Origin of the sequence: Agrococcus pavilionensis RW1, from assembly GCF_000400485.1 — a bacterium.
GTDB lineage: Bacteria > Actinomycetota > Actinomycetes > Actinomycetales > Microbacteriaceae > Agrococcus > Agrococcus pavilionensis.
This window is the reverse complement of sequence record NZ_ASHR01000023.1, coordinates 1-21060: the sequence shown is the minus strand read 5'-3', so window position 1 is coordinate 21060 and position 21060 is coordinate 1. Positions and strand designations below refer to the sequence as shown.

General features: G+C 73.0%; 24 protein-coding genes. 8 read left to right on the top strand and 16 right to left on the bottom strand.

The genetic code is table 11. From position 1 onward, the window contains the following. Nucleotides 1–32: 32 nt before the first annotated feature. On the bottom strand, nucleotides 33–833 hold the full coding sequence (locus L332_RS21950) for a Cof-type HAD-IIB family hydrolase (protein ID WP_021010437.1): 801 nt from the start codon (nucleotides 831–833) through the stop codon (nucleotides 33–35). Beyond that, on the bottom strand, nucleotides 833–2113 hold the full coding sequence (serS, locus tag L332_RS21945) for a serine--tRNA ligase (RefSeq protein ID WP_021010436.1): 1281 nt from the start codon (nucleotides 2111–2113) through the stop codon (nucleotides 833–835). The genes L332_RS21950 and serS overlap by 1 nt, the downstream gene beginning before the upstream one ends. Before the next feature lie 91 nt (nucleotides 2114–2204). Between serS and L332_RS21940 the strand changes: the two genes are divergently transcribed. After that, on the top strand, nucleotides 2205–3185 hold the full coding sequence (locus L332_RS21940; protein WP_031223618.1) for a diacylglycerol/lipid kinase family protein: 981 nt from the start codon (nucleotides 2205–2207) through the stop codon (nucleotides 3183–3185). A gap of 125 nt (nucleotides 3186–3310) precedes the next feature. On the opposite strand, the gene pheA is transcribed toward L332_RS21940, so the two are convergent. Both pheA and L332_RS21930 read right to left on the bottom strand, forming a co-directional pair. Continuing rightward, the gene (gene pheA, locus L332_RS21935; RefSeq protein WP_021010434.1) at nucleotides 3311–4249 is read right to left on the bottom strand and encodes a prephenate dehydratase; all 939 of its coding nucleotides are present in this window, start codon (nucleotides 4247–4249) and stop codon (nucleotides 3311–3313) included. 37 nt (nucleotides 4250–4286) lie between these two features. Further along, a complete protein-coding gene (locus L332_RS21930; protein ID WP_021010433.1) occupies nucleotides 4287–5669 on the bottom strand; it encodes a pyridoxal phosphate-dependent decarboxylase family protein in 1383 nt (460 codons plus the stop codon). 203 nt (nucleotides 5670–5872) lie between these two features. On the opposite strand from L332_RS21930, the gene pgm reads away from it, so the two are divergent. Beyond that, nucleotides 5873–7522 carry a phosphoglucomutase (alpha-D-glucose-1,6-bisphosphate-dependent) gene (gene pgm, locus L332_RS21925; RefSeq protein WP_021010432.1) on the top strand — a complete coding sequence of 550 codons (1650 nt, stop codon included), beginning with the start codon at nucleotides 5873–5875 and terminating at the stop codon, nucleotides 7520–7522. Between the two features lie 141 nt (nucleotides 7523–7663). Then, the gene (locus tag L332_RS21920; RefSeq protein ID WP_021010431.1) at nucleotides 7664–8731 is read left to right on the top strand and encodes an epoxide hydrolase family protein; all 1068 of its coding nucleotides are present in this window, start codon (nucleotides 7664–7666) and stop codon (nucleotides 8729–8731) included. Between the two features lie 12 nt (nucleotides 8732–8743). Here L332_RS21920 and L332_RS21915 read toward each other — a convergent pair whose 3' ends face one another. The 7 genes from L332_RS21915 to L332_RS21885 all read right to left on the bottom strand — a co-directional run bounded on the left by L332_RS21915 (nucleotide 8744) and on the right by L332_RS21885 (nucleotide 12459). Then, nucleotides 8744–9073, bottom strand: coding sequence for a DMT family transporter (locus L332_RS21915; RefSeq protein WP_031223611.1), 330 nt, complete (start codon nucleotides 9071–9073; stop codon nucleotides 8744–8746). Next, entirely contained in the window at nucleotides 9073–9423 is a 351-nt protein-coding gene (locus tag L332_RS21910) for a DMT family transporter (protein WP_021010429.1), read from the bottom strand. The genes L332_RS21915 and L332_RS21910 overlap by 1 nt, the downstream gene beginning before the upstream one ends. Nucleotides 9424–9508: 85 nt before the next feature. Next, nucleotides 9509–10762, bottom strand: coding sequence for a CapA family protein (locus L332_RS21905; RefSeq protein WP_021064986.1), 1254 nt, complete (start codon nucleotides 10760–10762; stop codon nucleotides 9509–9511). 41 nt (nucleotides 10763–10803) lie between these two features. Then, complete coding sequence (locus L332_RS30575) at nucleotides 10804–11046, bottom strand: hypothetical protein (protein ID WP_021010427.1); 243 nt, start codon at nucleotides 11044–11046, stop codon at nucleotides 10804–10806. A 4-nt stretch (nucleotides 11047–11050) separates the two neighbouring features. Beyond that, nucleotides 11051–11344: a hypothetical protein gene (locus tag L332_RS21895; protein WP_021010426.1), complete on the bottom strand. Its 294-nt coding sequence runs from the start codon at nucleotides 11342–11344 to the stop codon at nucleotides 11051–11053. Between the two features lie 23 nt (nucleotides 11345–11367). Beyond that, nucleotides 11368–11658, bottom strand: a complete 291-nt coding sequence (locus tag L332_RS21890) for a hypothetical protein (protein ID WP_021010425.1) — start codon at nucleotides 11656–11658, stop codon at nucleotides 11368–11370. A 9-nt stretch (nucleotides 11659–11667) separates the two neighbouring features. Beyond that, nucleotides 11668–12459: a M15 family metallopeptidase gene (locus L332_RS21885; protein ID WP_031223608.1), complete on the bottom strand. Its 792-nt coding sequence runs from the start codon at nucleotides 12457–12459 to the stop codon at nucleotides 11668–11670. A gap of 98 nt (nucleotides 12460–12557) precedes the next feature. On the opposite strand from L332_RS21885, the gene L332_RS21880 reads away from it, so the two are divergent. Both L332_RS21880 and L332_RS21875 read left to right on the top strand, forming a co-directional pair. Continuing rightward, the gene (locus L332_RS21880; RefSeq protein WP_021010423.1) at nucleotides 12558–14351 is read left to right on the top strand and encodes an MDR family MFS transporter; all 1794 of its coding nucleotides are present in this window, start codon (nucleotides 12558–12560) and stop codon (nucleotides 14349–14351) included. A 67-nt stretch (nucleotides 14352–14418) separates the two neighbouring features. Next, nucleotides 14419–14610, top strand: a complete 192-nt coding sequence (locus L332_RS21875) for a CsbD family protein (RefSeq protein ID WP_021010422.1) — start codon at nucleotides 14419–14421, stop codon at nucleotides 14608–14610. Between the two features lie 53 nt (nucleotides 14611–14663). Here L332_RS21875 and L332_RS21870 read toward each other — a convergent pair whose 3' ends face one another. After that, on the bottom strand, nucleotides 14664–15515 hold the full coding sequence (locus L332_RS21870) for an HpcH/HpaI aldolase/citrate lyase family protein (protein WP_021010421.1): 852 nt from the start codon (nucleotides 15513–15515) through the stop codon (nucleotides 14664–14666). A 58-nt stretch (nucleotides 15516–15573) separates the two neighbouring features. Here L332_RS21870 and L332_RS21865 point away from each other — a divergent pair, with 58 nt between their 5' ends. Genes L332_RS21865 through L332_RS21855 form a run of 3 tightly spaced genes read left to right on the top strand, consistent with a single transcriptional unit; the run spans nucleotide 15574 to nucleotide 16288 of the window. Continuing rightward, nucleotides 15574–15789 carry a hypothetical protein gene (locus L332_RS21865; RefSeq protein ID WP_021010420.1) on the top strand — a complete coding sequence of 72 codons (216 nt, stop codon included), beginning with the start codon at nucleotides 15574–15576 and terminating at the stop codon, nucleotides 15787–15789. Nucleotides 15790–15835: 46 nt separating this feature from the next. Then, the gene (locus L332_RS21860) at nucleotides 15836–16066 is read left to right on the top strand and encodes a hypothetical protein (protein ID WP_021010419.1); all 231 of its coding nucleotides are present in this window, start codon (nucleotides 15836–15838) and stop codon (nucleotides 16064–16066) included. Between the two features lie 6 nt (nucleotides 16067–16072). Continuing rightward, entirely contained in the window at nucleotides 16073–16288 is a 216-nt protein-coding gene (locus L332_RS21855; protein ID WP_021010418.1) for a hypothetical protein, read from the top strand. Between the two features lie 8 nt (nucleotides 16289–16296). Here the strand turns inward: L332_RS21855 and L332_RS21850 are convergent, their stop codons facing one another. The 4 genes from L332_RS21850 to L332_RS0115170 form a co-directional block, all read right to left on the bottom strand. After that, nucleotides 16297–16668: an RNA-binding S4 domain-containing protein gene (locus L332_RS21850; RefSeq protein WP_021064985.1), complete on the bottom strand. Its 372-nt coding sequence runs from the start codon at nucleotides 16666–16668 to the stop codon at nucleotides 16297–16299. Then, complete coding sequence (gene recQ, locus L332_RS21845) at nucleotides 16665–18644, bottom strand: DNA helicase RecQ (protein ID WP_021010416.1); 1980 nt, start codon at nucleotides 18642–18644, stop codon at nucleotides 16665–16667. The genes L332_RS21850 and recQ overlap by 4 nt, the downstream gene beginning before the upstream one ends. An 81-nt stretch (nucleotides 18645–18725) precedes the next feature. Next, nucleotides 18726–19484 (bottom strand): SDR family oxidoreductase, encoded by a 759-nt coding sequence (locus L332_RS21840; RefSeq protein WP_021010415.1) that lies wholly within the window; start codon nucleotides 19482–19484, stop codon nucleotides 18726–18728. A gap of 114 nt (nucleotides 19485–19598) precedes the next feature. Further along, on the bottom strand, nucleotides 19599–21060 hold a 1462-nt coding region (locus L332_RS0115170; protein WP_052588666.1), incomplete at its 5' end, for a DEAD/DEAH box helicase.

The following is a 21060-nucleotide window of genomic DNA, read 5'->3' as shown; positions in this document are numbered from 1 at the left end:
GGGTGATTGTACGGCGCGAGGGGATGCGTCGACTACGAGCGGACGAGCAGCCCCTCGAGCACCTCGGCGAGGCCGTCGTCGTGCACGTCGGAGGTCGACTCGTTCGCGGCAGCCTTGACCTCGTCGGGCGCCTGCCCCATCGCGACCGCGCGGCCGCCGCCCGCGGCCACCCACTCGAACATCTCGATGTCGTTGCGCCCGTCGCCGACGGCGAGGATCCGCTCGCGCGGGATCTCGAGCAGGCTCGCGACCCGCTCGAGACCCGTCGCCTTCGTCACCCCATCGGGCGCGATGTCGAGCCACGACGAGTAGCCGATGGCGTAGGAGACCTTGTGGAGGCCCATCCGCTCGACGATCTCGAGGAACTCGTCGACCTCGTGGTCGGGGCTCATCACCACGACGCGCATCGCCGGCTGCTGGAAGAGGTCGTCGAACTCGACCTGCTCGGCCTCGTCGAGGTTCCAGTCATGCATGCCGTTCGTGTACCGACGGTGGCCGGTCGCGTCCTCGACCATGTAGGCGCCGCTCGGCAGCCCCTGCGAGATGGTGCGGAGCGCCTCCTCGGGGTCGAAGGTCTCGACGTGCAGCGGCTCGTAGCGGCCGTCCTTGCGCTCGAGCACGAGCGCGCCGTTCGCCGAGACGAGGTGGCTCGGCTCGATGCCGAGCCGCTCGGCGGTCGACTCGGTCGTCGACTGCGAGCGGCCGGTGGCGAGCACCACGACGTGACCGGCGTCGACGACCGCGCGGATCGCATCCGCCACTCGGGGCGAGAGCGAGTCGTCCTCGTGCACGACGGTGCCGTCGATGTCGAGCGCGATGAGCAGCGGCTCCATCAGGCACCCACCGCCGCGGTCTCGACCGGCTCGATGACCGAGAGTCCGCCGAGGTAGGGCTGCAGCGCCGCGGGCACGCGCACCGAGCCGTCGGCCTGCTGGTGCGTCTCGAGGATCGCGACGAGCCAGCGGGTCGTGGCGGCGGTGCCGTTCAGCGTCGCGACCGGGGCGGTCTTGCCGCTCTCGGTGCGGTAGCGCGTGCCGAGCCGGCGCGACTGGAAGGTCGTGCAGTTCGAGGTCGAGGTGAGCTCGCGGTACTGCTGCTGGCTCGGGATCCACGCCTCGATGTCGAACTTCCGCGCAGCGGAGGAGCCGAGGTCGCCCGCGGCGACGTCGATCACCCGGTAGTCCAGCTCGCATGCCTGCAGCATGCGCTCCTGCAGGGCGCGCATCCGGTCGTGCTCCGCCTCGGCCTCGTCGGGCCTGACGTACGAGAACATCTCGAGCTTGTTGAACTGGTGCACGCGCAGGATGCCGCGGGTGTCGCGGCCCGCGGAGCCCGCCTCGCGGCGGTAGCACGTCGACCAGCCGGCGTAGCGCTTGGGCTCCTCGACATCGATGATCTCGTCGGCGTGGAAGCCCGCGAGCGCGACCTCGGAGGTGCCGGTGAGGTAGAGGTCGTCGGCCGGCAGGTGGTAGACCTCGTCGGCGTGCTCGCCGAGGAAGCCCGTGCCGCGCATGATCTCGGGGCGCACGAGCGTGGGCGTCGTGAGCGGCGTGAAGCCGTCGGCGAGCACCTGGTCGAGGCCGAGCAGCATGAGCGCGAGCTCGAGCCGCATGCCGATGCCGGTGAGGTAGTAGAAGCGGGAGCCGGCGACCTTCGCGCCGCGGGCGATGTCGAATGCCTTCAGGCTCTCCCCGAGCTCGACGTGGTCGCGCGGCTCGAAGTCGAACGAGCGCTCCTCGCCGTGGGTCGCGAGGGTGACGAAGTTCGCCTCCTCGCCGGCGGGCACGTCGGGGTGCACGAGGTTGCCGAGCCGCGAGACGGCGGTGTCGAAGGCGGCCTCAGCCTCGGTGACCCGCGCCTGCGCCTCCTTCACGCCCGCGGCGAGCGCCTTGCCCTGCTCGATGAGCGCTGGGCGGTCCTCCTTGGCGGCCTGGCCGACGAGCTTGCCGTGCGCGTTCTGCTCGGCGCGCAGCCGCTCGAACTCGGTGATGGCGGCGCGGCGGGCGGCCTCGGCGGTCAGCGCCTCGTCGACGTGCGAGACGGGGTCGCCGCGGCGCTCCTGGCTCTCGCGCACGAGGTCGGGCTGGTCGCGCAGCAGCTGGGGATCGATCACCCCTCCAGTCTAGGAGCCGCAGGTGAACGGACCGTCGGAGGCGACGACGGGCCTCGGCGACCGCCCCGGATGCACGGGGTACTGTGCCGACATGCGCGCAGGCATCGTCTACAACCCGGTGAAGGTCGATCGCGACACCCTCGCCCGGCAGGTCGAGACCGCCGAGCCGATCGAGTGGTCGGAGCCGCTCTGGTTCGAGACGGATGCGGACGACTCCGGCCGCGCGGCCGTCAGGGCGGCGCTCGCCGAGGACATCGACCTGCTCATCGTCGCCGGCGGCGACGGCACGGTGCGGGTCGCGGCCGACGAGATCACGAGCACCGACGTGCCGCTCGCGATCGTGCCCGCAGGCACGGGCAACCTGCTGGCCCGGAACCTCGGCATCGACGTGACCGACGTGGTCGAGGCCCTCCGGACCGCGTTCGGCGGCGCTGAGCGCGAGATCGACCTCGGCGAGCTCGAGATCCAGGCGCCCGACGGCACGCGCTCGAAGCACGCCTTCGCGGTCATGGTCGGCTTCGGCCTCGACGCCGAGATGATCGACAAGACCGACGAGGGACTCAAGAAGAAGGTCGGCTGGCTCGCCTACGTGGATGCGGCCGGTCGCGTCATCTCGTCGCTCGACAAGGTGCGGGTGGCGGTGCGGCTCGACGGCGGCCGCACGACCCGCTCGACGGTCAACACGATGCTCATCGGCAACTGCGGCACCGTGACGAACGGCATCATCATCCTCCCCGACGCCGCTATCGACGACGGGATGCTCGACATCGCGCTCGTGCGCCCGCGCGGCGTGCGCGGCTGGGCGCAGGTCGCCGGCTACATCGCCCGCAACAACATGATCGTCACGAAGCTGCTGCGCCGCCGCGGCCACCTCGGGCGGCAGCGCACCGGCGCCGCGCTCGGCTACGGGCAGGCGAAGGAGACGCAGGCGCGCCTCGACGAGCCGCGCGCCGTGCAGGTCGACGGCGACGTCGTTGGTGAGGCGATCGCGCTGCGCGCCGGCATCCGGGAGGACGCCCTGCGCGTGCGCGTGCCGGGCGAGCACAAGCACGACGAGGGCCCCGCGGTCTGACGCTCTGCCCGCGACCGTCCCGCGCTCGCGGGTGGAGGTCCGCCGCAATACCCGGACCCCAGTTCGGCACGCGGACCCGAGATCTCGGGTCCCGTTGTCGAGATCGGGTCCGCGTCGCTTGACGCCTATGCCGACGGCTCGCCGGCGACGAGCCCCCGCAGCCAGTCGCGGGCCTCGACGAACGAGCGGTCGCTGTAGCGGCGCTCGACGTGGATCCGCTGCCCGTCGGCCCGCGGGTACGAGCCGAGGAACGTCACCGACGGGGAGAAGCGCTTGAGGCCGAGCAGCGCATCCGCCACTCGCTCGTCCCGGATGTGCCCGTCGGCGTCGATCACGAAGCGGTAGCGGCCGAGCCGGTCGCCGATCGGCCGCGACTGGATGAGCGAGAGGTTGACGCCTCGGGTCGCGAACTGCTCGAGCATGTCGAGCAGCATGCCCGGCTCGTCGCTCGGCAGCTCGACCACGAGGCTCGTCTTGTCGGCGCCGGTCGGCTCCCCCGGAGCGCCCGCGCGACCGACGAAGAGGAACCGGGTCACCGCATCCGGGTTGTCGCCGATCCGGTCGGCGAGCACGTCGATCCCCTCCACCCAGTCGCCGATCGTGGGCGTCGAGAGCGCGGCTTGCGCGCCGCTCGCGCCGAGGTCGGCGGCGGCCGTGACGTTCGACGCGGCGGGCAGGTGGGCGCGGCCGGGCAGCTCGCGCTGCAGCCAGCCCGTGCACTGCGCCCACGCGACGGGGTGCGCGGCGACGACGCGGATGTCGTCGAGGCGCGTGCCTGGGAGCGCGACGAGCGAGAAGTTCACGCTCACCACGTGCTCCGAGAGGATGCGGAGGCCCGGGGTGGCGGCGAGCGCGTCCTGCGCGGCGGTGACGCCGCCCTCGATGGAGTTCTCGATCGCGATCATGGCCGCGTCGGAGCGACCTTCCGCGACGGCCGCGAGCGCCTCGGCGACGTTCGCGACCGGCACGCGCTCGGTCTGCTCGAGCCCGGGAACCTGCTCGAGCGCCGCCTCGGTGAACGTGCCGCGGGGCCCGAGGAACGTGACGGCGCGAGGGTGGTTCATGGCCCAAGCCTAGGTCGGGCCCGCATGCGCGCCGCGCTCACGCGGCGGCGAGCGACCGGATCGCGGCGAGCGTCCGCTCGATGTCGGCGGGCGTCGTCGCCCACGACGACATCGCGCAGCGGAGCGCCGCGCGGCCCCGCCACTGGGCGCCGGTGACGACCGCGGTGCCCTCGGCGAGGATCGCGGCGCCGAGCGCCGTCGTCTGCTCGTCGGAGGGCATCCGGAACATCACCTGGGTGTAGCCGACCTCGTGCAGCAGCTCGATGCCGCCGATCTGCGCGAGGCCCTCGGCCATCGCGACCGCGTTGTCGTGAAGGCGCTCGATGAGCTCGGCGACGCCCGCGCGGCCGAGGCTGCGCAGCGCCGCCCACGCGGGCACGCCGCGGGCGCGGCGCGAGAGCTCGGGCGTGACGTCCCACGGGTCGAGGCCGGTGTAGACGAGGTAGTCGCCGCCCGTGCGGAGCGCCGCGATCGAGTCGGCCGGGTCGCGCACGATCGCCATGCCGCAGTCGTACGGCACGTTGAGGGTCTTGTGCGCATCCGTCGCCCACGAGTCGGCGGCCTGCATCCCGGCGGTCAGGTGCGCCAGCCGCGGGCTCGTCGCCGCCCACAGCCCGAAGGCGCCGTCGACGTGCACCCACGCGCCGCGGTCGTGCGCGATCGGGATGAGCGCGGCGAAGTCGTCGAAGGCGCCGGTGTGCACCTCGCCCGCTTGCAGGCAGACGATGAGCGGCTCCTCGCTCTCGCCGAGCGCCGGCTCGAGCTGGTCGGGCAGCATGCGGCCCTCGTCGTCGGCGGCCACGACGACGATGTCGGCGCGGCCGAGCCCCAAGAAGCGCACCGCGCGGTCGATCGAGCCGTGCCGGTCGGCGCCCACGACGACGCGCACGCGCGGTGCGCCGCGGAGGCCCTGCTCGCCGAGGTCCCAGCCCGCGCGGGTGAGCACGGCGCTGCGCGCGGCCATGAGGCACGCGAGGTTCGCGACCTGGCCGCCGGTGACGAAGCCGACGCTCGCGCCCTCGGGAAGCCCGAAGAGGTCGAGCATCCACTCCCCCGCGACGCGCTCGAGCGCGACGGTCGTGGGCGTGAGCATCGCCGAGCCGGAGTTCTGGTCCCATGCCGAGACGAGCCAGTCGGCCGCGAGCGCCGCGGGGAGCGTGCCGCCGATCACGAAGCCGAAGAAGCGGGGGCCGGGGATCGCGACGAGGCCCGGGCCGGCGCCCGTCGCGAGCTGCTCGACCACCGCCGCCGGGTCGCGCCCGTCGTCCGGCAGCGGCCCGCCGAACACCTCGAGCATCTCGTCGAGGCTCGCGCGCGGCCACACCGGTCGGTCGTCGAGCGAGGCGAGCCAGTCGAGCGCGGCGGCGTGGGCGGCCTCGAGCGCCCGCTCACGGTCGTCCGCGCCATCGCGTGCGTCCACGGGCGCCAGTGTGGCACCGGTGTCGGGCATCGACAACGGACGAATTCCGCGGGGTCGGCCGCTCACCGACTGGGCCGACAGGGATATGCGCAAGTGCTCGAAAGCGCGGCACATTCGAGCCACTCGGCATATGCCTGTCCGCGGAGGGGCGGCGTCCGGCGGGCGACCTGCCGTCGCCCAGCGGCCGGTGCTTTGATGGGGCCATGAGCAGAGCCGGCACGGTTGCCCAGCCCCAGGACCTCATCGACGTCGCGGCGCTCGAGCGCGCCTACTTCGAGCTCGTCCCCGACGTCTCGAACCCCGACCAGGCGGTCGCGTTCGGCACGAGCGGGCACCGCGGCAGCGCGTTCGACGCGGCGTTCAACGAGACCCACATCCTCGCGATCACGCAGGCGATCTGCGAGTACCGCGCCGAGCAGGGCATCACCGGCCCGCTCTTCATCGGCCGCGACACCCACGGCCTCTCGCTCCCCGCCGAGCGCACGGCGCTCGAGGTGCTCGTCGCCAACGGCGTGCGGGTGATGGCGGATGCGCGGGGCTCGGTGACCCCGACGCCCGCGGTCTCGCGCGCGATCCTCGCGTACAACCAGGACGCATCCGCCAGTGCCGATGCAGACAGGGACCGCGCCGACGGCATCGTCGTCACGCCGAGCCACAACCCGCCCCGCGACGGCGGCTTCAAGTACAACCCGCCGCACGGCGGGCCGGCCGACTCCGACGCGACCGGCTGGATCGCGAAGCGTGCGAACGAGCTCATCGCCGACAGGCTGCGTGGCGTCAAGCGCGTCGAGGTGGCCGGCGGCAGCGACCCGCGCGTCGAGCTGTACGACTTCCGCGAGGAGTACGTGAACGCGCTCGGTCGCGCGATCGACTTCGAGGCGATCAAGGCGTCGGGCATCCGCATCGGCGCCGACCCGCTCGGCGGCGCGGCGGTCGACTACTACGGCGCGATCGCCGAGCGGTACGGCATCGACCTGACCGTCACCAACCCATCCGTCGATCCGACCTGGTCGTTCATGACGCTCGACTGGGACGAGAAGATCCGCATGGACTGCTCGAGCCTCAACGCGATGGCCTCGGTGCTCGCGCGCAAGGACGAGTTCGACATCCTCACCGGCAACGACGCGGACGCCGACCGCCACGGCATCGTCACACCCGACGGCGGCCTCATGAACCCCAACCACTTCCTCGCGGTCGCGATCGAGTACCTCTTCGCGCACCGGCCGCAGTGGCGCGCCGACGCGGCGATCGGCAAGACGCTCGTGTCGTCGTCGATGATCGACCGGGTGGCGGATGCGCTCGGCCGCCGGCTCTGGGAGGTGCCGGTCGGCTTCAAGTGGTTCGTGCCGGGGCTCGTCGACGGCTCGGTCGGCTTCGGCGGCGAGGAGAGCGCGGGCGCGTCGTTCCTGCAGGCCGACGGGACGGTGTGGACGACCGACAAGGACGGCATCCTGCTGTGCCTGCTCGCGTCGGAGATCCGCGCGGTCACGGGCAAGTCGCCGTCGCAGCTCTACGGCGAGCTCACGGCGCGCTTCGGCGCGCCCGTGTACGAGCGGGTGGATGCGCCGGCGACGCGCGAGCAGAAGGCGCGGCTGGGCAAGCTCACCGGCGACGCGGTCGCGGCGACGGAGCTCGCGGGCGACCCGATCGTCGCGAAGCTCACGGACGCGCCGGGCAACGGCGCCTCGATCGGCGGGCTCAAGGTCGTGACCGAGCGCGCGTGGTTCGCGGCGCGGCCGTCGGGCACCGAGGACGTCTACAAGATCTACGCCGAGTCGTTCGCCGGCCCCGAGCACCTGCGGCAGGTGCAGGCGGAGGCGAAGGCGATCGTCGACTCGGCGCTCGGCGGCTAGTCCGTCCGTCGACGGGGGCTGCTGCGCCCGAGAGGGGCTGGCGCGCCCGCCCCTGTCGGGCGGAACGGCCCCGGTCGCGGGAGGCGCTCGCGCGCGCGGCGAGCCAGGCGGGCGTGGGCGGCCACGCGTAGCGTGGCTCGCATGAGCGAGCCGTTCACGTTCCGCGCGACCGACGAGGAGCTCGAGCGGCTGCAGCGCCGGCTCGACGAGTCGACGGTGCCCGCGCCGACGCCCGGTGCCCACGGCATCCCGATGCCGACCCTCGAGCGCCTGCTCGACCGCTGGCGCGGCGGCTTCGACTGGCGCGCGGCGGAGCGACGCCTCTTCGCGCTCGAGCACCGCGTCGCGACCGTCGAGGGCACGCGCATCCACTTCGTGCACGTGCGCGGCGGCCGGCCGGGCCGCCTGCCGATCGTGCTCACCCATGGCTGGCCCTACTCGTTCGCCGAGATGCTGCCGCTCGCCGAGGCGCTCCGCGGCGAGCTCGACGTCGTGATCCCGTCGCTCCCCGGCTACGCGTGGTCGGAGCCGCTGCCGGAGCCGTTCACCGAGGAGGCCGTCGCCCGCCGCTGGCGCGCGCTCATGGTCGACGAGCTCGGCTACGAGCGCTTCCTCACCTACGGCGAGGACGTCGGCGCGGGTGTGAGCGACTGGCTCGCGGGCGGACATCCGGATGCGGTGGCGGGCCTGGTGGCGACGCACTCGTCGTTCGGCGCGCGGGATCGCGGCGAGTCGCTCACACCCGAGGAGGAAGCCTTCTTCGCGCGCTTCGACGCGGAGGGGCCGCTCGCCGCCGGCTACGCGCACCAGCAGGGATCGCGGCCCGACACGACCACCGCGGCGCTGCTCGACTCCCCCGTCGGGCTGCTCGCGTGGGTCGGCGAGAAGCTGCTCGAGTGGGCGGGCGACGAGGGGCTGCCCGACGACACCGTGCTCACGACCGTGACGCTCTACTCGCTGACGCGGTCGATCGGCACGTCGTTCCGCCCGTACAGCGACGCGGGCGGGGCGCCGCATCCGCTCGTGGACGCGCCCGCCGCGGTGCGCGTGCAGCGCCGCGAGCGCGACTACCCGCGCTCGCTCGCGGAGCGCTCGTACCGCGACCTGCGCTCCTTCTCGGTGCTCGAGCGGGGCGGGCACTTCCCGGCGCTCGAGACGCCGGCCGAGGTCGCCGCCGCGGTGCGCGAGCTCGAGGCGCTCGCACGCTGAGCGCGGCGCTGCTCAGTGGGCGGCGCCGAGCTCGACGAGGAGCACGCCGAGCGCGATGAGCGCGATGCCCGCGAGCATCGTGCGCGTGAGCGGCTCTCGGAAGAGCACGCGGCTGAGCACCGCGGTGAGCGCGACGCCGACCGCGGTCCAGATGCCGTAGGCGACGCCGAGCGGCATGCCGTGCGCGAGCGACACCGACAGGAGCGTGAAGGCGACGAGGTAGCAGCCCGCGACGACGAGCGACCAGCGCCGCTTGGGTCGCTCCCCGACGGTCGCCATCCGCAGCGAGAGCGTGCCGCCGACCTCGGCGACGATCGACGCGATGAGCACGAGCCAGGCGATCACGAGGTCGCCTCCCGCGCATCGCGCTGCGCGCGCTGCGAGCCGACCTCGACGAGCAGCACGCCGCCCATGATGAGCGCGATGCCCGCGCCCATGAGCGGCGTGAGCGCCTCGCCGAACAGCAGCGCCGAGGCGACCGCCGTGATGACGACGCCGCACGCGCCCCAGATGCCGTAGCCGACGCCGAGCGGCATGCCGGCACGGAGCGCGAGGCCGAGCGCGGCGAAGGCGCCGCTGTACCCGACCGTCACGACCGCGTAGAGCGCCGGCGCGTCGAGCGCCGCCTTGAGCGAGAGCGTCGCGGTGACCTCCAGGACGATCGCGGCGGCGAGGAGGAGCCAGCGCTTCATCAGCGGATCCGTCTCGATACGCGGCCTGCGTCCGCTGCTCGACGAACGGGGGTTGGAACGGTCGCTGCTCGACGAAGAGGCCGCGTCACGGGGCGAACGAGTCCGTGACGATGCGCACGTCGGGACCCAGCGCATCCGTCACGAGCTCGATGCCCGACTCGACCGTCAGCTCATCGCGCCACGCCGAGCGCGTGATCGGCTCGGCCGCGTCGACGAGCGGGTGCAGCTGCAGGTTGCGGCGGTGGATCCAGTCCTGCGAGCGGAACTGCTGCGGCGTGAGATCGAAGTGCATGTAGATCGGCACGGCCGCGGGGTCGACGACCTCGACGGGTCCGCCGGGCTCCCCGACGAGCTCGAACTGCGCGACCGCGCTGACGACCCGCGGGATCGCCATCTGCGTCGTCACCGAGTTGCCGAGCGAGTAGTAGACGAAGGCGCGCGAGCCGTCGGCGCGCTCGAGCCACTCCGCCTCCTGCAGCACGTGCGGGTGGGAGCCGAGGATGACCTCGGCGCCGAGGTCGGCGAGCCGCTGCGCCTGCTCGCGCTGCCGGGCATTGACGACGCTCGAGTACTCGTCGCCCCAGTGCACCGCGATGATCGTCGCGTCGGCGATCTGCTCGGCCTCGGCCATCTGCTGCTCGACGAGCGGGTCGTCGAGCCACGTGACGACGAAGTCGTTCGTGGGGGTGTTCGAGAGGTCGACGAAGTTGAGGAAGGCGACCGTCATGCCGCTCACCTCGGCGGTCGGCACCTCGGCCTGCTCCTCCGGCGAGCGGAAGCCGCCCGAGATGAGCAGCGGGTCGAGCTCGTCCCACACCGCGCGCGTGCGGTCGACGCCCTCCTGCCCGCGATCGAAGGTGTGGTTGTTGCCGAAGCCGATCATGTTGCAGCCGGCGTCGGCGATCCCCTCGGCGAACTCCCGCGGCGCGTTGAACGCCGGGAAGTACGTCAGCCCGAGCTCGACGCCGCCCGAGGGCGCTTCCTGGTTGCAGTAGACGAGGTCGCTGTCGGCCCAGATCGGCTTCGCCGCGTCGAAGAACTGCCCGTAGTCGTACCCGCCGTCCTCCGTGCGCGCATCCATCGTCACCGAGTCGTGCGGCAGGATGTCGCCCATCGCGCTCACCGAGACGGTGATCGGCTCGGGGGTGGGCGTCGGGGTCGCGGATGCGGTGGGCTCGGCCGCGCCGTCGGTGGCCGAGGGCGCGGGGTCGAGCGCGCCCTGCTGGCACCCCGTGAGCACGAGGGCGACCGCCGCGGCGACCGCGAGCAACCCGCGCCGGCGTCGCACGAGCACGCCGCCGAGAGCCCTGGATCCGCCCACCGATGCTCGCTCGCTCATGCCCCCAGGCTAAACGGGGCAGAGGCAGCGGCGATCGCGCCTCAGCGCTCGACGATCGCGACGGCGATGCAGACGACGACCGTGCCGACGAGCAGCAGCCACGACAGCGGCGAGCCGAGGGATCCGCGCCCGCCGCCGCGCGCGTGCGAGGTCGAGCCGCTCGACGAGCCGCCGAACGAGCCGCCGCCGCCTCGCACGCCGCCGCCGCCGGAGAAGCGGAACGATCCGCCGCGGAATCCGCCACCGCCGCCGCGGAAGCGAGGGCGTGCGCTGCGCTTCGCCACCCGCTCAGCCGCCGAAGTACGTCAGCAGCAGCGCGACGACGATGATCACGAGCAGTAGCCCCCACGCCGACCCGCCGGACGAGGAACCGCCACCACGGCGCCGGTTCGAGCTCGAGCTCGAGCCGCTCGACGCCCAGTTCCACGAGCTGCGGCTCGACGACGAGCGTCCCGACGAGCGCCCGAACGAGCCGCCCCCGCCGCGCCGGGATCCGCCGCCCGAGAAGCTCCGCCGCGACGAGCTGCGGCCGAAGCCGCCCCCGCCGCCCCTGCGCCCACCGCTCACACTGCGCTTCGCCATGGCGGCAGGCTACGCGATGCGGTTCAGCGGCCCCCGAGGAGCGAGATGCCGATCGAGATGGCGAGGATGAGCGCGATGAGCCACCACGGCGCCGCACCGCCCTCGGCGCGGTCGTCGCCGCGTCCCGTGCTCCACAGGTCGAGCCCGTCCGAGCCGCTCGAGCTGCCGCTCGAGGCCCAGTTCCACGAGCTGCTGCTCGGCGTCGAGCCGCCGAACGAGCCGCCGCCGCTCGAGAATCCCCCGAACGATCGACCGCCGCCGCCGAAGCCTCCTCCACCGCCGCGGAACCCGCCGCTCACGCTCGCCTTCGCCATGGCGGCATGCTACGGCGCGTAGTCGGGCGCCGGCTCGAGCCCGAAGAACTCCTCGAGGGTCGCCGCGCCCTCCTCGTGCATCGCGGTCGAGACCTCGATCCCGACGTAGCGGAGGTGCCACGGCTCCCACTCGTAGCCGGTGATGTGCTCGAGCCCCTGCGGGTAGCGCACGACGAAGCCGTGCTGCCACGCGTGCTCGGCGAGCCAGCGCCCGGCGGCGGTGTCGCCGAAGCACGTCGCGAGGCGGCACGCGCCGCCGGTGCCCGAGACGTCGATCGCGAGCCCCGTCTGGTGCTCGCTGTGCCCGGGGCGGGCGCTCGTGGTGTCGGCCTCCGCCTGACCGTAGCGCGCGACGTAGCCCGAGTAGAGCTCCGCCTGCCGCTCGTAGCCGCGGTAGGAGGAGAACACGAACGTGCCCTCGCCGATCTCGGCGCGCATCGCCTGCGACATCCCCGCGAGCGCCGCGTCGAGCTCGGGCCGCACGAGCTCGCCGCCCTCCTGCCCGCTCGAGACGGCGACGAGCTCCGGCCGGTACTCGGGCGGCTGCAGCGGCCGCCGCTTGTTCACGACGACCTGCAGGCTCGCGCCCGAGTCGATGTCGAAGGCGGATGCGTCGGGCTCGATGGGCGCGGGTGTCGGCGTCGCGGTCGGGGTCGGCTCGGGCACCGCCGCGGTCGCGCTCGGCGTCGGCGTCGGCGTCGCGCTCACGGGCGTCGCGGTCTCGCTCGGAGCGGGCTCCTCCGCCGCGCCGCACCCCGTCAGCACGAGCGCTGCTGCCACCACCACCACGACTCGACGCACGCATCCATCGTGCCATCCGCCTCGCGACGCCGGCGCAGACTGGCGCGCGACTAGATCATTCGGTAGACTAACGATCTTCCCGAGAGCGAAGGACCCCTATGCCGCAGCGCGATCCGCGCGCCGCCGAGAGCACCGCTGTGCCCGGCGACCCCCTCATGACCCGCCGCCAGATCATGCTCGTGCTGGTCGGCCTGATGATCGCCATGTTCCTGTCGTCGCTGTCGCAGACGGTCGTCGGCACCTCGATGCGCACCATCGCCGACGACCTGCACGGGCTCGACCTGCAGGTGTGGGTCGTGACGGCGTTCCTCATCGTCTCGACGATCGTGACGCCCATCTACGGCAAGCTCAGCGACATCTTCGGGCGCCGACCGCTCTTCCTCGCGGCGATCGTGCTGTTCCTCGTCGGCTCCATCCTGTGCTCCTTCGCGCAGGACATGATCCAGCTCGCCGCGTTCCGCGCGGTCCAGGGACTCGGCGCCGGCGGCCTCATGGCGCTGCCGCTCACGATCATGGCCGACGTGCTGAGCCCGCGGGAGCGCGCGAAGTACCAGGGCTACTTCCTCGCCGTCTTCGGCGTCTCGTCCATCCTCGGGCCGCTCATCGGCGGCATGTTCGCCGGCACCGACGAGATCCTCGCGCTCGACGGCTGGCGCTGGGTGTTCCTGTTCAACCTGCCCATCGGCGTCGCCGCGCTCTGGATGGTCTGGCGCTACCTGCACCTGCCCGCCCACCACGAGCGCGTCCGGATCGACTGGTGGGGCGCCGCGCTGCTCGTCGTGGGCGTCGTGCCGCTGCTGCTCGTCGCCGAGCAGGGCCGCGTGTGGGGCTGGACGTCGATCGCCTCGATCGCCTGCTACGTCGTCGGCGTGCTCGGGCTCATCGCGTTCGTGCTCGTCGAGCGCCGGATGGGCACCGCGGCCCTCATCCCGCTGCACCTGTTCGGCAACCGCGCCTTCTCGATGGCGACGCTGCTGGGCGTCTTCAGCGGCTTCGGCATGTTCGCAGGGATGATGATGATCCCGTTCGTGCTGCAGATCGTCCACGGCATGAACCCGACCGAGGCTGGCTTCGCGACGCTGCCACTCATCGTCGGGCTCATGATCGCGTCGATCGCGTCGGGCCAGATCATCGCCCGCACGGGTCGCTACGGCGCCTTCCCGGTGCTCGGCCTCGCCTCCATGGCGATCGCCTACGGCGTGCTCGTGACCCTGCAGTGGGACAGTCCGCTCTGGGTGCTGCTGCTCGGGCAGCTGCTGCTCGGCCTCGGCCTCGGCCAGGTCAACCAGACGCTGACGATCGCGAGCCAGAACGCGGTGCAGCCGAAGGACATGGGCGTCGCGACGAGCTCGGCGACGTTCTTCCGGCAGCTCGGCGGCACCGCGGGCGTCGCGGTCGTCTTCTCGATGCTCTTCGCGCGCCTGCCCGAGACGCTCCAGACCGCGTTCGGGCGCCGCGACCTGCGCGCCGACCTCGAGGCAGCGGTGCAGGATCCCTCCGTGCTGGCCGACCCCGGCAACGCCCGCATCCTCGAGGTGCTCGCGCGCCCCGAGCAGATCGGCGGCGCGCTCAACGAGGATTCGTCGTTCCTCAACACCGCCGACCCGCGGCTCGCTGCCCCGTTCCTCGACGGCTTCTCGAACGCATCCAGCGGGCCCTTCTGGGTCGCGCTCGCGGTCGTCGGCGTCGCGCTCGTCATCGCCCTCTTCTTCCGCGTGCCGCCGCTGCGGCAGAAGTCGGCCATGGAGGAGGCGATGGAGGAGCGTGCCGCGCAAGCGCAGCTCGAGGCGGATGCGTCGGCCCCCGGTTCGATCGCCTCTCCCGTCACGACCGCGTCGAACCCGGTCGTGCGGACGCCCGGCGGGCGGGACGGGTCCTCCAGCAGCTCCTGAGCCGACTCCCAGGCACCGTCCCTACCTTGGATGGCGGAGCGACCGCTCCACGATCAAGGAGGTTGAGATGGGTCTCGACGACAAGATCTCGAACGCTGCCCAGGAGGCAGTCGGCAAGGCGAAGCAGGGCATCGGCGACGCGACGGACAACGAGCGCCTCGAGGCCGAGGGCCACAAGGACGAGGCGAGCGCCAACGCCAAGCAGGCGGGCGAGCACGTCAAGGACGCCGGCAAGGACGTCAAGGACACCTTCAAGTAGGTCTTCCGGATGCGAGGGGGGCGAGCGCGTGCGCTCGCCCCCTTCGCTGTGCCTCAGTAGTTCAGCTCGGCGAGGCTCGCCGCGTCGATCTCGATGCCGAAGTCGCGCGCCTGCGCCTGGATCTTCTGCGCGCGAGCGAGGCGCGGCAGGTCGCTGCCGTCGGTGATCTTGCCGCCGGACTCCTCGAAGGCGCGCACGAAGCCGTGCGCCCACGCGACCTCGTCGGGGCTCGGCGCGAGGCCCGCGTTGACCATCGGGGCCTGCTCGTGGGTGAGCATGAGCTTGCCCGACATGCCCATCTCCTTCGCGAGCCGCGTGCCGGCGTCGAGGCCGTCCATCGAGAGCGTCGGTCCGTCGATCGGGGCGGGCAGCCGAGCGGCGCGCGACGCGATCACGAGCTGCGAGCGCGCGTACGCGAGCGCGATGGGGTCGTCGCCCGTCGCGGTGTCGCGCTTGAAGTCGCCGGTGCCGAACGCGAGCCGGAACGTCGAAGGAGCGTTCGCGATCTGCTCGACGTGGAGCACGCCGCGCGCCGTCTCGACGAGCGCGAGGATGCGCATCCCCTCCGGCAGGCGGTCGGCGGTGTCGTTCACGTGGCTCGCCGACTCCGTCTTCGCGAGCATGACGCCCTCGAGGCCCGGCGCCTGCTCGAGCTCGGCGAGGTCGGTGCTCCAGAAGTCGCTCGCGGCGTCGTTGATGCGCACCCAGGCACGGTGGCCCGTCGAGAGCCACTCGACCGTGTCGGCGCGCGCCTGCGCCTTGTCCTTCGCCGCGACGGCGTCCTCGATGTCGATGATGATCGCGTCCGCCTCGCTCTCCTGGGCGATCTGGAAGAGCTCGGGCTTGGAGGCGGGCACGAGCAGCCAGGAGCGGGCGATGGCGGGAGAGATGTCGGTTTGAGGCACGTACTCCAGGCTAACCCGCGCGGTCGCGCCCGGCGCGGCCCCTGGCTAGGCTCGCGGCATGTCGATGCTGTTCTCCGGCCTGTTCAGCGTCGCCGGCCTCGTGCTCGGGCTGCTGCTCATCGCCGGCGGGATCGTGCTGCTCGTGATCGGCTCCCGGCGGCGCGACGACTCCACGTCGCGCCCCCCGCTCGCGATCGGCGTGACGCTGCTCGTCATCGGCACCGCGATCGCCGTCCCCTCGCTGCTGTGGACGCTGCTGCCGCTCATGGCCTGAACGGCGCGCGGGCGATCGTCCAGGATCCGCTCCTAGGCTCGGCGCCATGGACGCCATCTTCGGAATGTCGCAGGGAGTCGCCACCTGGGTGCTGGCGCTGGGCCTCGGCTCCCTCGTGCTCGGCACCCTGCTGCTGACGAGCGGGCGCCGTCGCCGCGAGAAGCAGGAGCACGGCTCCCAGAACCGCGTGCTCGCGCTCGTGCTGATCGTCGCCGGCGCGATCGCGGCCATCCTCGGCGCGATCTCGTGGATCACGGCCCTCACGACGGGCGGCTGACCGGTCGTGCCCGCAGGCTTCGCGGTCGTCCTGGCCGTCGTCGTCGCGGCCGTCGTGCTCGCGCTCGTCGGCATCGCGATGAGCATCCGCGGCACCGGTTCGACGCCGACGCGCGGCGGCTGGCTCGCGCTCCTGAGCGGACTCGTCGCGCTCTGCTGCGGGGTGACGCTTTTCGTGTCCGTGCTGGGTGGCCTCATGGACGACCAGCCCGGGCTCTGGTAGTCGAGCGATCAGTCGGCGCGGCCGCGCAGCCGGTCGATCTCGCGCCGCTCGCGGCTCGAGGGGCGGCCGGCGCCCCGCGGCCGGAACGGCACCTGGGCGGCGTCGATCGCGCTCGGCCGGGGCGGCGAGCGGTCCTCGATCGCGTCGGCGGCGAGCGGCGCGCTCACGCGCTTCGCGAGCAGCTGCTTGACGATGACGATGCGGTCGAAGCCGTGGACGCGCACGCGCACCTCGTCCCCGATGCGCACGGGCTGCGCCGCCTTCGCGGCGTTGCCGTTCAGCTTCACGTGACCGCCGCGGCACGCCTCAGTCGCGGCGGCACGCGTCTTGACGAGGCGCACCGCCCAGAGCCAGACGTCGAGCCGCACGCGCTCGCTCATGCCTCGGTCAGCACCTCGAGCACGGCGGCCCCGTAGCGCTCGAGCTTCGACTCGCCCACGCCCGAGATGGTCGAGAGCTCGACCATCGTGCGCGGGCGGCGCTCGGCGATCGCCGCGAGCGTCTTGTCGTTGAACACGACGTAGGCGGGCACCGCCTGCTCCTTCGCCGTGCTCGCGCGCCACGAGCGGAGCGACTGGAACACCGCCTGCGCGGCGTCGTCGAGCTGCGCGGTGCTCTCGGAGCGGCGCGCGACCTTCGCCGGTGCCTTCACCTCGTGCCGCAGCCGCACCTCTCGCTCGCCGGCGAGCACGGCCGCCGACGCATCGGTGAGCGCGAGCACGCCGTACTCCCCCTGCGGCTGGAGCAGCCCTTGCGCGAGCAGCTGGCGCACGACGCCGCGCCACTGCACGGCGCTCAGGTCGCTGCCGATGCCGTAGGTGGCGAGCTGGTCGTGGCCGAATCGACGGATGCGCTCGGTGTCGGCGCCGACGAGGATGTCGACGAGGTGGCCGGCGCCGAACGACTGCCGCCGCTCGCGCTGCAGCCGGACGATCGTCGAGAGCAGCTTCTGCGCCGGGACGGTGCCGTCGTAGGAATCGGGCGGCGAGAGGCACGTGTCGCAGTTGCCGCACGGCTCGCTCGGCTCGCCGAAGTAGGCGAGCAGCTGCACGCGGCGGCACTCGACGGTCTCGCACAGCGCGAGCATCGCATCGAGGTGCATCGTCTGGTTGCGCTTTCGCTGCGCGTCGCCCTCACCGTCGGCGATCATCCTCCGCTGCTGCACGACGTCCTGCAGCCCGTAGGCGAGCCACGCGGTCGACGGCTCCCCGTCGCGACCCGCGCGCCCGGTCTCCTGGTAGTAGCCCTCGACCGACTTCGGCAGGTCGAGGTGGGCGACGAAGCGCACGTCGGGCTTGTCGATGCCCATGCCGAATGCGATCGTCGCGACCATGACGACGCCGTCCTCGCGCAGGAACCGCTGCTGGTTCGCGGCGCGCGTGCCGGCGTCGAGGCCCGCGTGGTACGGGAGCGCGTCGATGCCCTGCGCCCGCAGCCAGTCGGCGGTCGACTCGACCGACTTGCGCGAGAGGCAGTAGACGATGCCGGCGGCGCCGGGGTGCTCGTCGCGGATGATGCGCAGCAGCTGCGCCTTCGCGTCCTGCTTGGGAGCGATGCGGTACTGGATGTTGGGGCGGTCGAAGCTCGACACGAACACCTTCGCGCCGTGCAGCCCGAGCCGCTCCACGATCTCGGCGCGGGTCTCGACCGTCGCGGTCGCGGTGAGCGCGATGCGCGGCACCTCGGGCCAGCGCTCGCCGAGCACCGAGAGCTGCAGGTAGTCGGGCCGGAAGTCGTGCCCCCACTGGCTCACGCAGTGCGCCTCGTCGATCGCGAAGAGCGCGATCGGGGCGGCGTCGAGCAGCGCCTGTGCGACGGGCAGCCGCTCGGGCGCGAGGTAGAGCATGTCGAGCTCACCGGCGAGCAGACGGCGCTCGACGTCGCGGCGCTCGTCGGGGCTCTGCGTCGAGTTGAGGTAGGCGGCGCGCACGCCGAGCTGCTCGAGCGCGTCGACCTGGTCGTGCATGAGCGCGATGAGCGGGCTGATGACGACGCCCGTGCCCTCGCGCACGAGCGAGGGGATCTGGTAGCAGAGGCTCTTGCCGCCGCCCGTCGGCATGAGCACGACGGCATCGCGTCCGGCGACGACCTCGTCGATGATCTGCGCCTGCTCGCCGCGGAACGCGTCGTAGCCCCAGACGCGCGTGAGGGCCTCGAGCGGCGTCGCCGCCTTCGCGGTCGCGGCGATGCCCGGCGCGCGGGTCGCGGGGCGCACCGCGGTGCGGACGCCACCGCGGGGCGCGTCTGCGTCGGTCGGCGGGAGCCAGCCGTCGGCCGGCTCGTCCCACGATTCCCACGCCTCGGGGGCGTCGTCGTCGCTCGGCGGCACCCAGTCGTCGTGCCTCGCGTCCGTCACGCATCCCCCTCCGTGGCCCTGCCCGTCCAGCCTAGGCGCGGCGACCGACACGGCGCGCGGGGCGCCACCGGCCCTGTGGGCTCAGCGACGGCGCTCGAGCCACTCCTCGAAGGTGATCGAGCCCTTGTGCTGCTCGGTGAGGTTCGCGCCCGAGCGGAGGTAGTCGAGCAGCGACGGCGGGAACGGGCCGTTGACGATCAGGCCGCGCGCGCCCGTGATGCGCTGCCACGACTTCGCGAGGTCGCGGGAGATGCGCACCTCGGGCCCGGCGATCTCGGTGAAGCGCTTGCCGGTCGGCTCGAGCGCCTCCTGCGCGACGAGCGCCGCGACCTCGCTCACGGCCACCGGCTGCAGCCGGCCGCCGAGCGCGACCGGGATCGCGCCGAGGGCGGAGCCCGCTTCGAACTGGTCGACCGACCACTCGTGGAACTGCGCCGCGCGCACGACCGACACCTCGAGCGGCGATTCGAGGTACGCGAGCTCCTGCTGGCGCTTGCGGCGGTGGTAGCCGAGCCGCGAGCGCTCGACGCCGAGGATCGAGAGCAGCACGACGCGGCCGACGCCGGCGCGCTCGGCCGCCTGCACGAGGTTGCGCGCGCCGATCGTGAAGGGGCGAAGGTCGAGCGGGTTGCGCGAGTTGAGCGCGTCGACGACGACGTCGGCTCCCGCGAGCGCCGAGTCGAGGCCCTCGCCCGTGACGACATCGGCCTTGACGCCGGGCGCGCCGGCGATCGCCTTGCCGGAGCGCGACATCGGCGTCGGCAGCTCGCCCCGCCGACCGATGGCTCGCACGATCGCCGAGCCCGCGTTCCCCGATCCACCCACGACGACGATCCGCATGGCCCCACCGTACGCCGGAAGCGGGCGGGGCGCAGTCGCCGAGGGCCCGGCACCGTCTCCGGTCCGGGCCACTCGGGTCGCGCATCCGCCTCTCGTGCGGATGCGTCGGGTCGACTACTCCGCGGCGGGCTCGGCCTCGGCGGTCGGTGCCGCGGTGAGCGTGTCGAGCAGGTCGTCGCCGGGGACCGCGGGGATCATCGGCGCCTCGATCTCGGCGCGGTCGAGCAGCTGCTGCGTGCGCTTGCGGCGAGCGGGGGCGATGACCGTCACGACCCGGCCCGCGTTGCCGGCGCGGCCGGTGCGGCCGGCGCGGTGCAGGTAGGTCTTGTACTCGTCCGGCGGGTCGGCCTGCACGACGAGCGCGACGTCGTCGATGTGGATGCCGCGCGCGGCGACGTCGGTCGCGACGAGCACGTCGACCTTGCCGCGCTTGAGCTTCTCGAGCGAGCGGTTGCGCTTCGCCTGCGTCAGGTCGCCGTGGAGGCTCACCGCCGCGATGCCCGCGTCGGAGAACTGCTCGGTGAGCCGCTCGGCGTAGGCGCGCGTGCGGGTGAAGACGATGATGCGGCCGGGGTTGGTGACGATCTGCTCGAGCACCGCGTCCTTGTCGTAGCGGTCGACGACGAGCACCTGGTGGTCGATCGTCGAGGTCGACTGCTCCTCGCCGGCGACCTCGTGGACGGCCGGCTCGGGCAGGAACTCGCGCACGATCGTCTGCACCTCGGCGTCGAGGGTCGCCGAGAACAGCAGCTTCTGGCTGCCGGGGCGGGTCTGGCGGAGGATGCGCTGCACCGGCTCGAGGAAGCCGAGCTCGCACATGTGGTCGGCCTCGTCGACCACCGCGATCTCGACCGCCCCGAGGTTGAGCTTGCGCTGCTCGACGAGGTCCTCGATGCGGCCGGGCGTGCCGATGAGGATGTCGACGCCGCGGCGGAGCGACTCGACCTGGCTGTCCTGCTTCACCCCGCCCACGATGACGGTCGTGAAGATGCCGACCGCACGGCCGAGGCCCATGACGGTGTGGTTGATCTGCTGCGCGAGCTCGCGCGTGGGCGCGAGGATGAGGGCGCGCGGCGGGCGTCCGAGCTCGCGGCGCTCCGGGCGGTTGCGCAGCAGCATCTCGACGATCGGGGCGCCGAACGCGATGGTCTTGCCGGAGCCGGTGCGGCCGCGGCCGAGCACGTCCTTGCCGGCGATGACGTCCGGGATCGTCGCGGCCTGGATCGGGAACGGCGACGGGGCACCCATCGACTTGAGGGCTCCCGCGATCCCGGCGCCGAGGCCGAGGTCGACGAACGAGACGCCCTCGACGTCGGCCGCGACGGTCGCGGTCGCGTCGAGCCGGTCGAGCACGACGTCCTCCTTCGGCGCGAAGGGCTTCGCCTCGGTCGAGGGGTAGTAGGTGCTGTCGCGACGCTGCGGCCGATCGTCGAAGCTGCGGCGCGGGCGCTCGTCGCGCTCGGGGCGCCGGTCGCCGCCGCGCTCGTCGCGCTCGCGGAAGCCGCGCTGCGGGCGCTCGTCGCGCTCGAAGCGACGCTCGCCGCGCGGGGCGCGGTCGTCGAAGCGGCGCTGCTGC

Excerpts from the sequence above, each read along its gene's own strand:
- L332_RS21950 (WP_021010437.1), bottom strand. The coding sequence starts at position 833 with ATGGAGCCGCTGCTCATCGCGCTCGACATCGACGGCACCGTCGTGCAC.
- L332_RS21940 (WP_031223618.1), top strand. The coding sequence starts at position 2,205 with ATGCGCGCAGGCATCGTCTACAACCCGGTGAAGGTCGATCGCGACACC.
- pheA (WP_021010434.1), bottom strand. The coding sequence starts at position 4,249 with ATGAACCACCCTCGCGCCGTCACGTTCCTCGGGCCCCGCGGCACGTTC.
- pgm (WP_021010432.1), top strand. The coding sequence starts at position 5,873 with ATGAGCAGAGCCGGCACGGTTGCCCAGCCCCAGGACCTCATCGACGTC.
- L332_RS21920 (WP_021010431.1), top strand. The coding sequence starts at position 7,664 with ATGAGCGAGCCGTTCACGTTCCGCGCGACCGACGAGGAGCTCGAGCGG.
- L332_RS21910 (WP_021010429.1), bottom strand. The coding sequence starts at position 9,423 with ATGAAGCGCTGGCTCCTCCTCGCCGCCGCGATCGTCCTGGAGGTCACC.
- L332_RS21905 (WP_021064986.1), bottom strand. The coding sequence starts at position 10,762 with ATGAGCGAGCGAGCATCGGTGGGCGGATCCAGGGCTCTCGGCGGCGTG.
- L332_RS21895 (WP_021010426.1), bottom strand. The coding sequence starts at position 11,344 with ATGGCGAAGCGCAGTGTGAGCGGTGGGCGCAGGGGCGGCGGGGGCGGC.
- L332_RS21890 (WP_021010425.1), bottom strand. The coding sequence starts at position 11,658 with ATGGCGAAGGCGAGCGTGAGCGGCGGGTTCCGCGGCGGTGGAGGAGGC.
- L332_RS21880 (WP_021010423.1), top strand. The coding sequence starts at position 12,558 with ATGCCGCAGCGCGATCCGCGCGCCGCCGAGAGCACCGCTGTGCCCGGC.
- L332_RS21875 (WP_021010422.1), top strand. The coding sequence starts at position 14,419 with ATGGGTCTCGACGACAAGATCTCGAACGCTGCCCAGGAGGCAGTCGGC.
- L332_RS21865 (WP_021010420.1), top strand. The coding sequence starts at position 15,574 with ATGTCGATGCTGTTCTCCGGCCTGTTCAGCGTCGCCGGCCTCGTGCTC.
- L332_RS21860 (WP_021010419.1), top strand. The coding sequence starts at position 15,836 with ATGGACGCCATCTTCGGAATGTCGCAGGGAGTCGCCACCTGGGTGCTG.
- L332_RS21850 (WP_021064985.1), bottom strand. The coding sequence starts at position 16,668 with ATGAGCGAGCGCGTGCGGCTCGACGTCTGGCTCTGGGCGGTGCGCCTC.
- L332_RS21840 (WP_021010415.1), bottom strand. The coding sequence starts at position 19,484 with ATGCGGATCGTCGTCGTGGGTGGATCGGGGAACGCGGGCTCGGCGATC.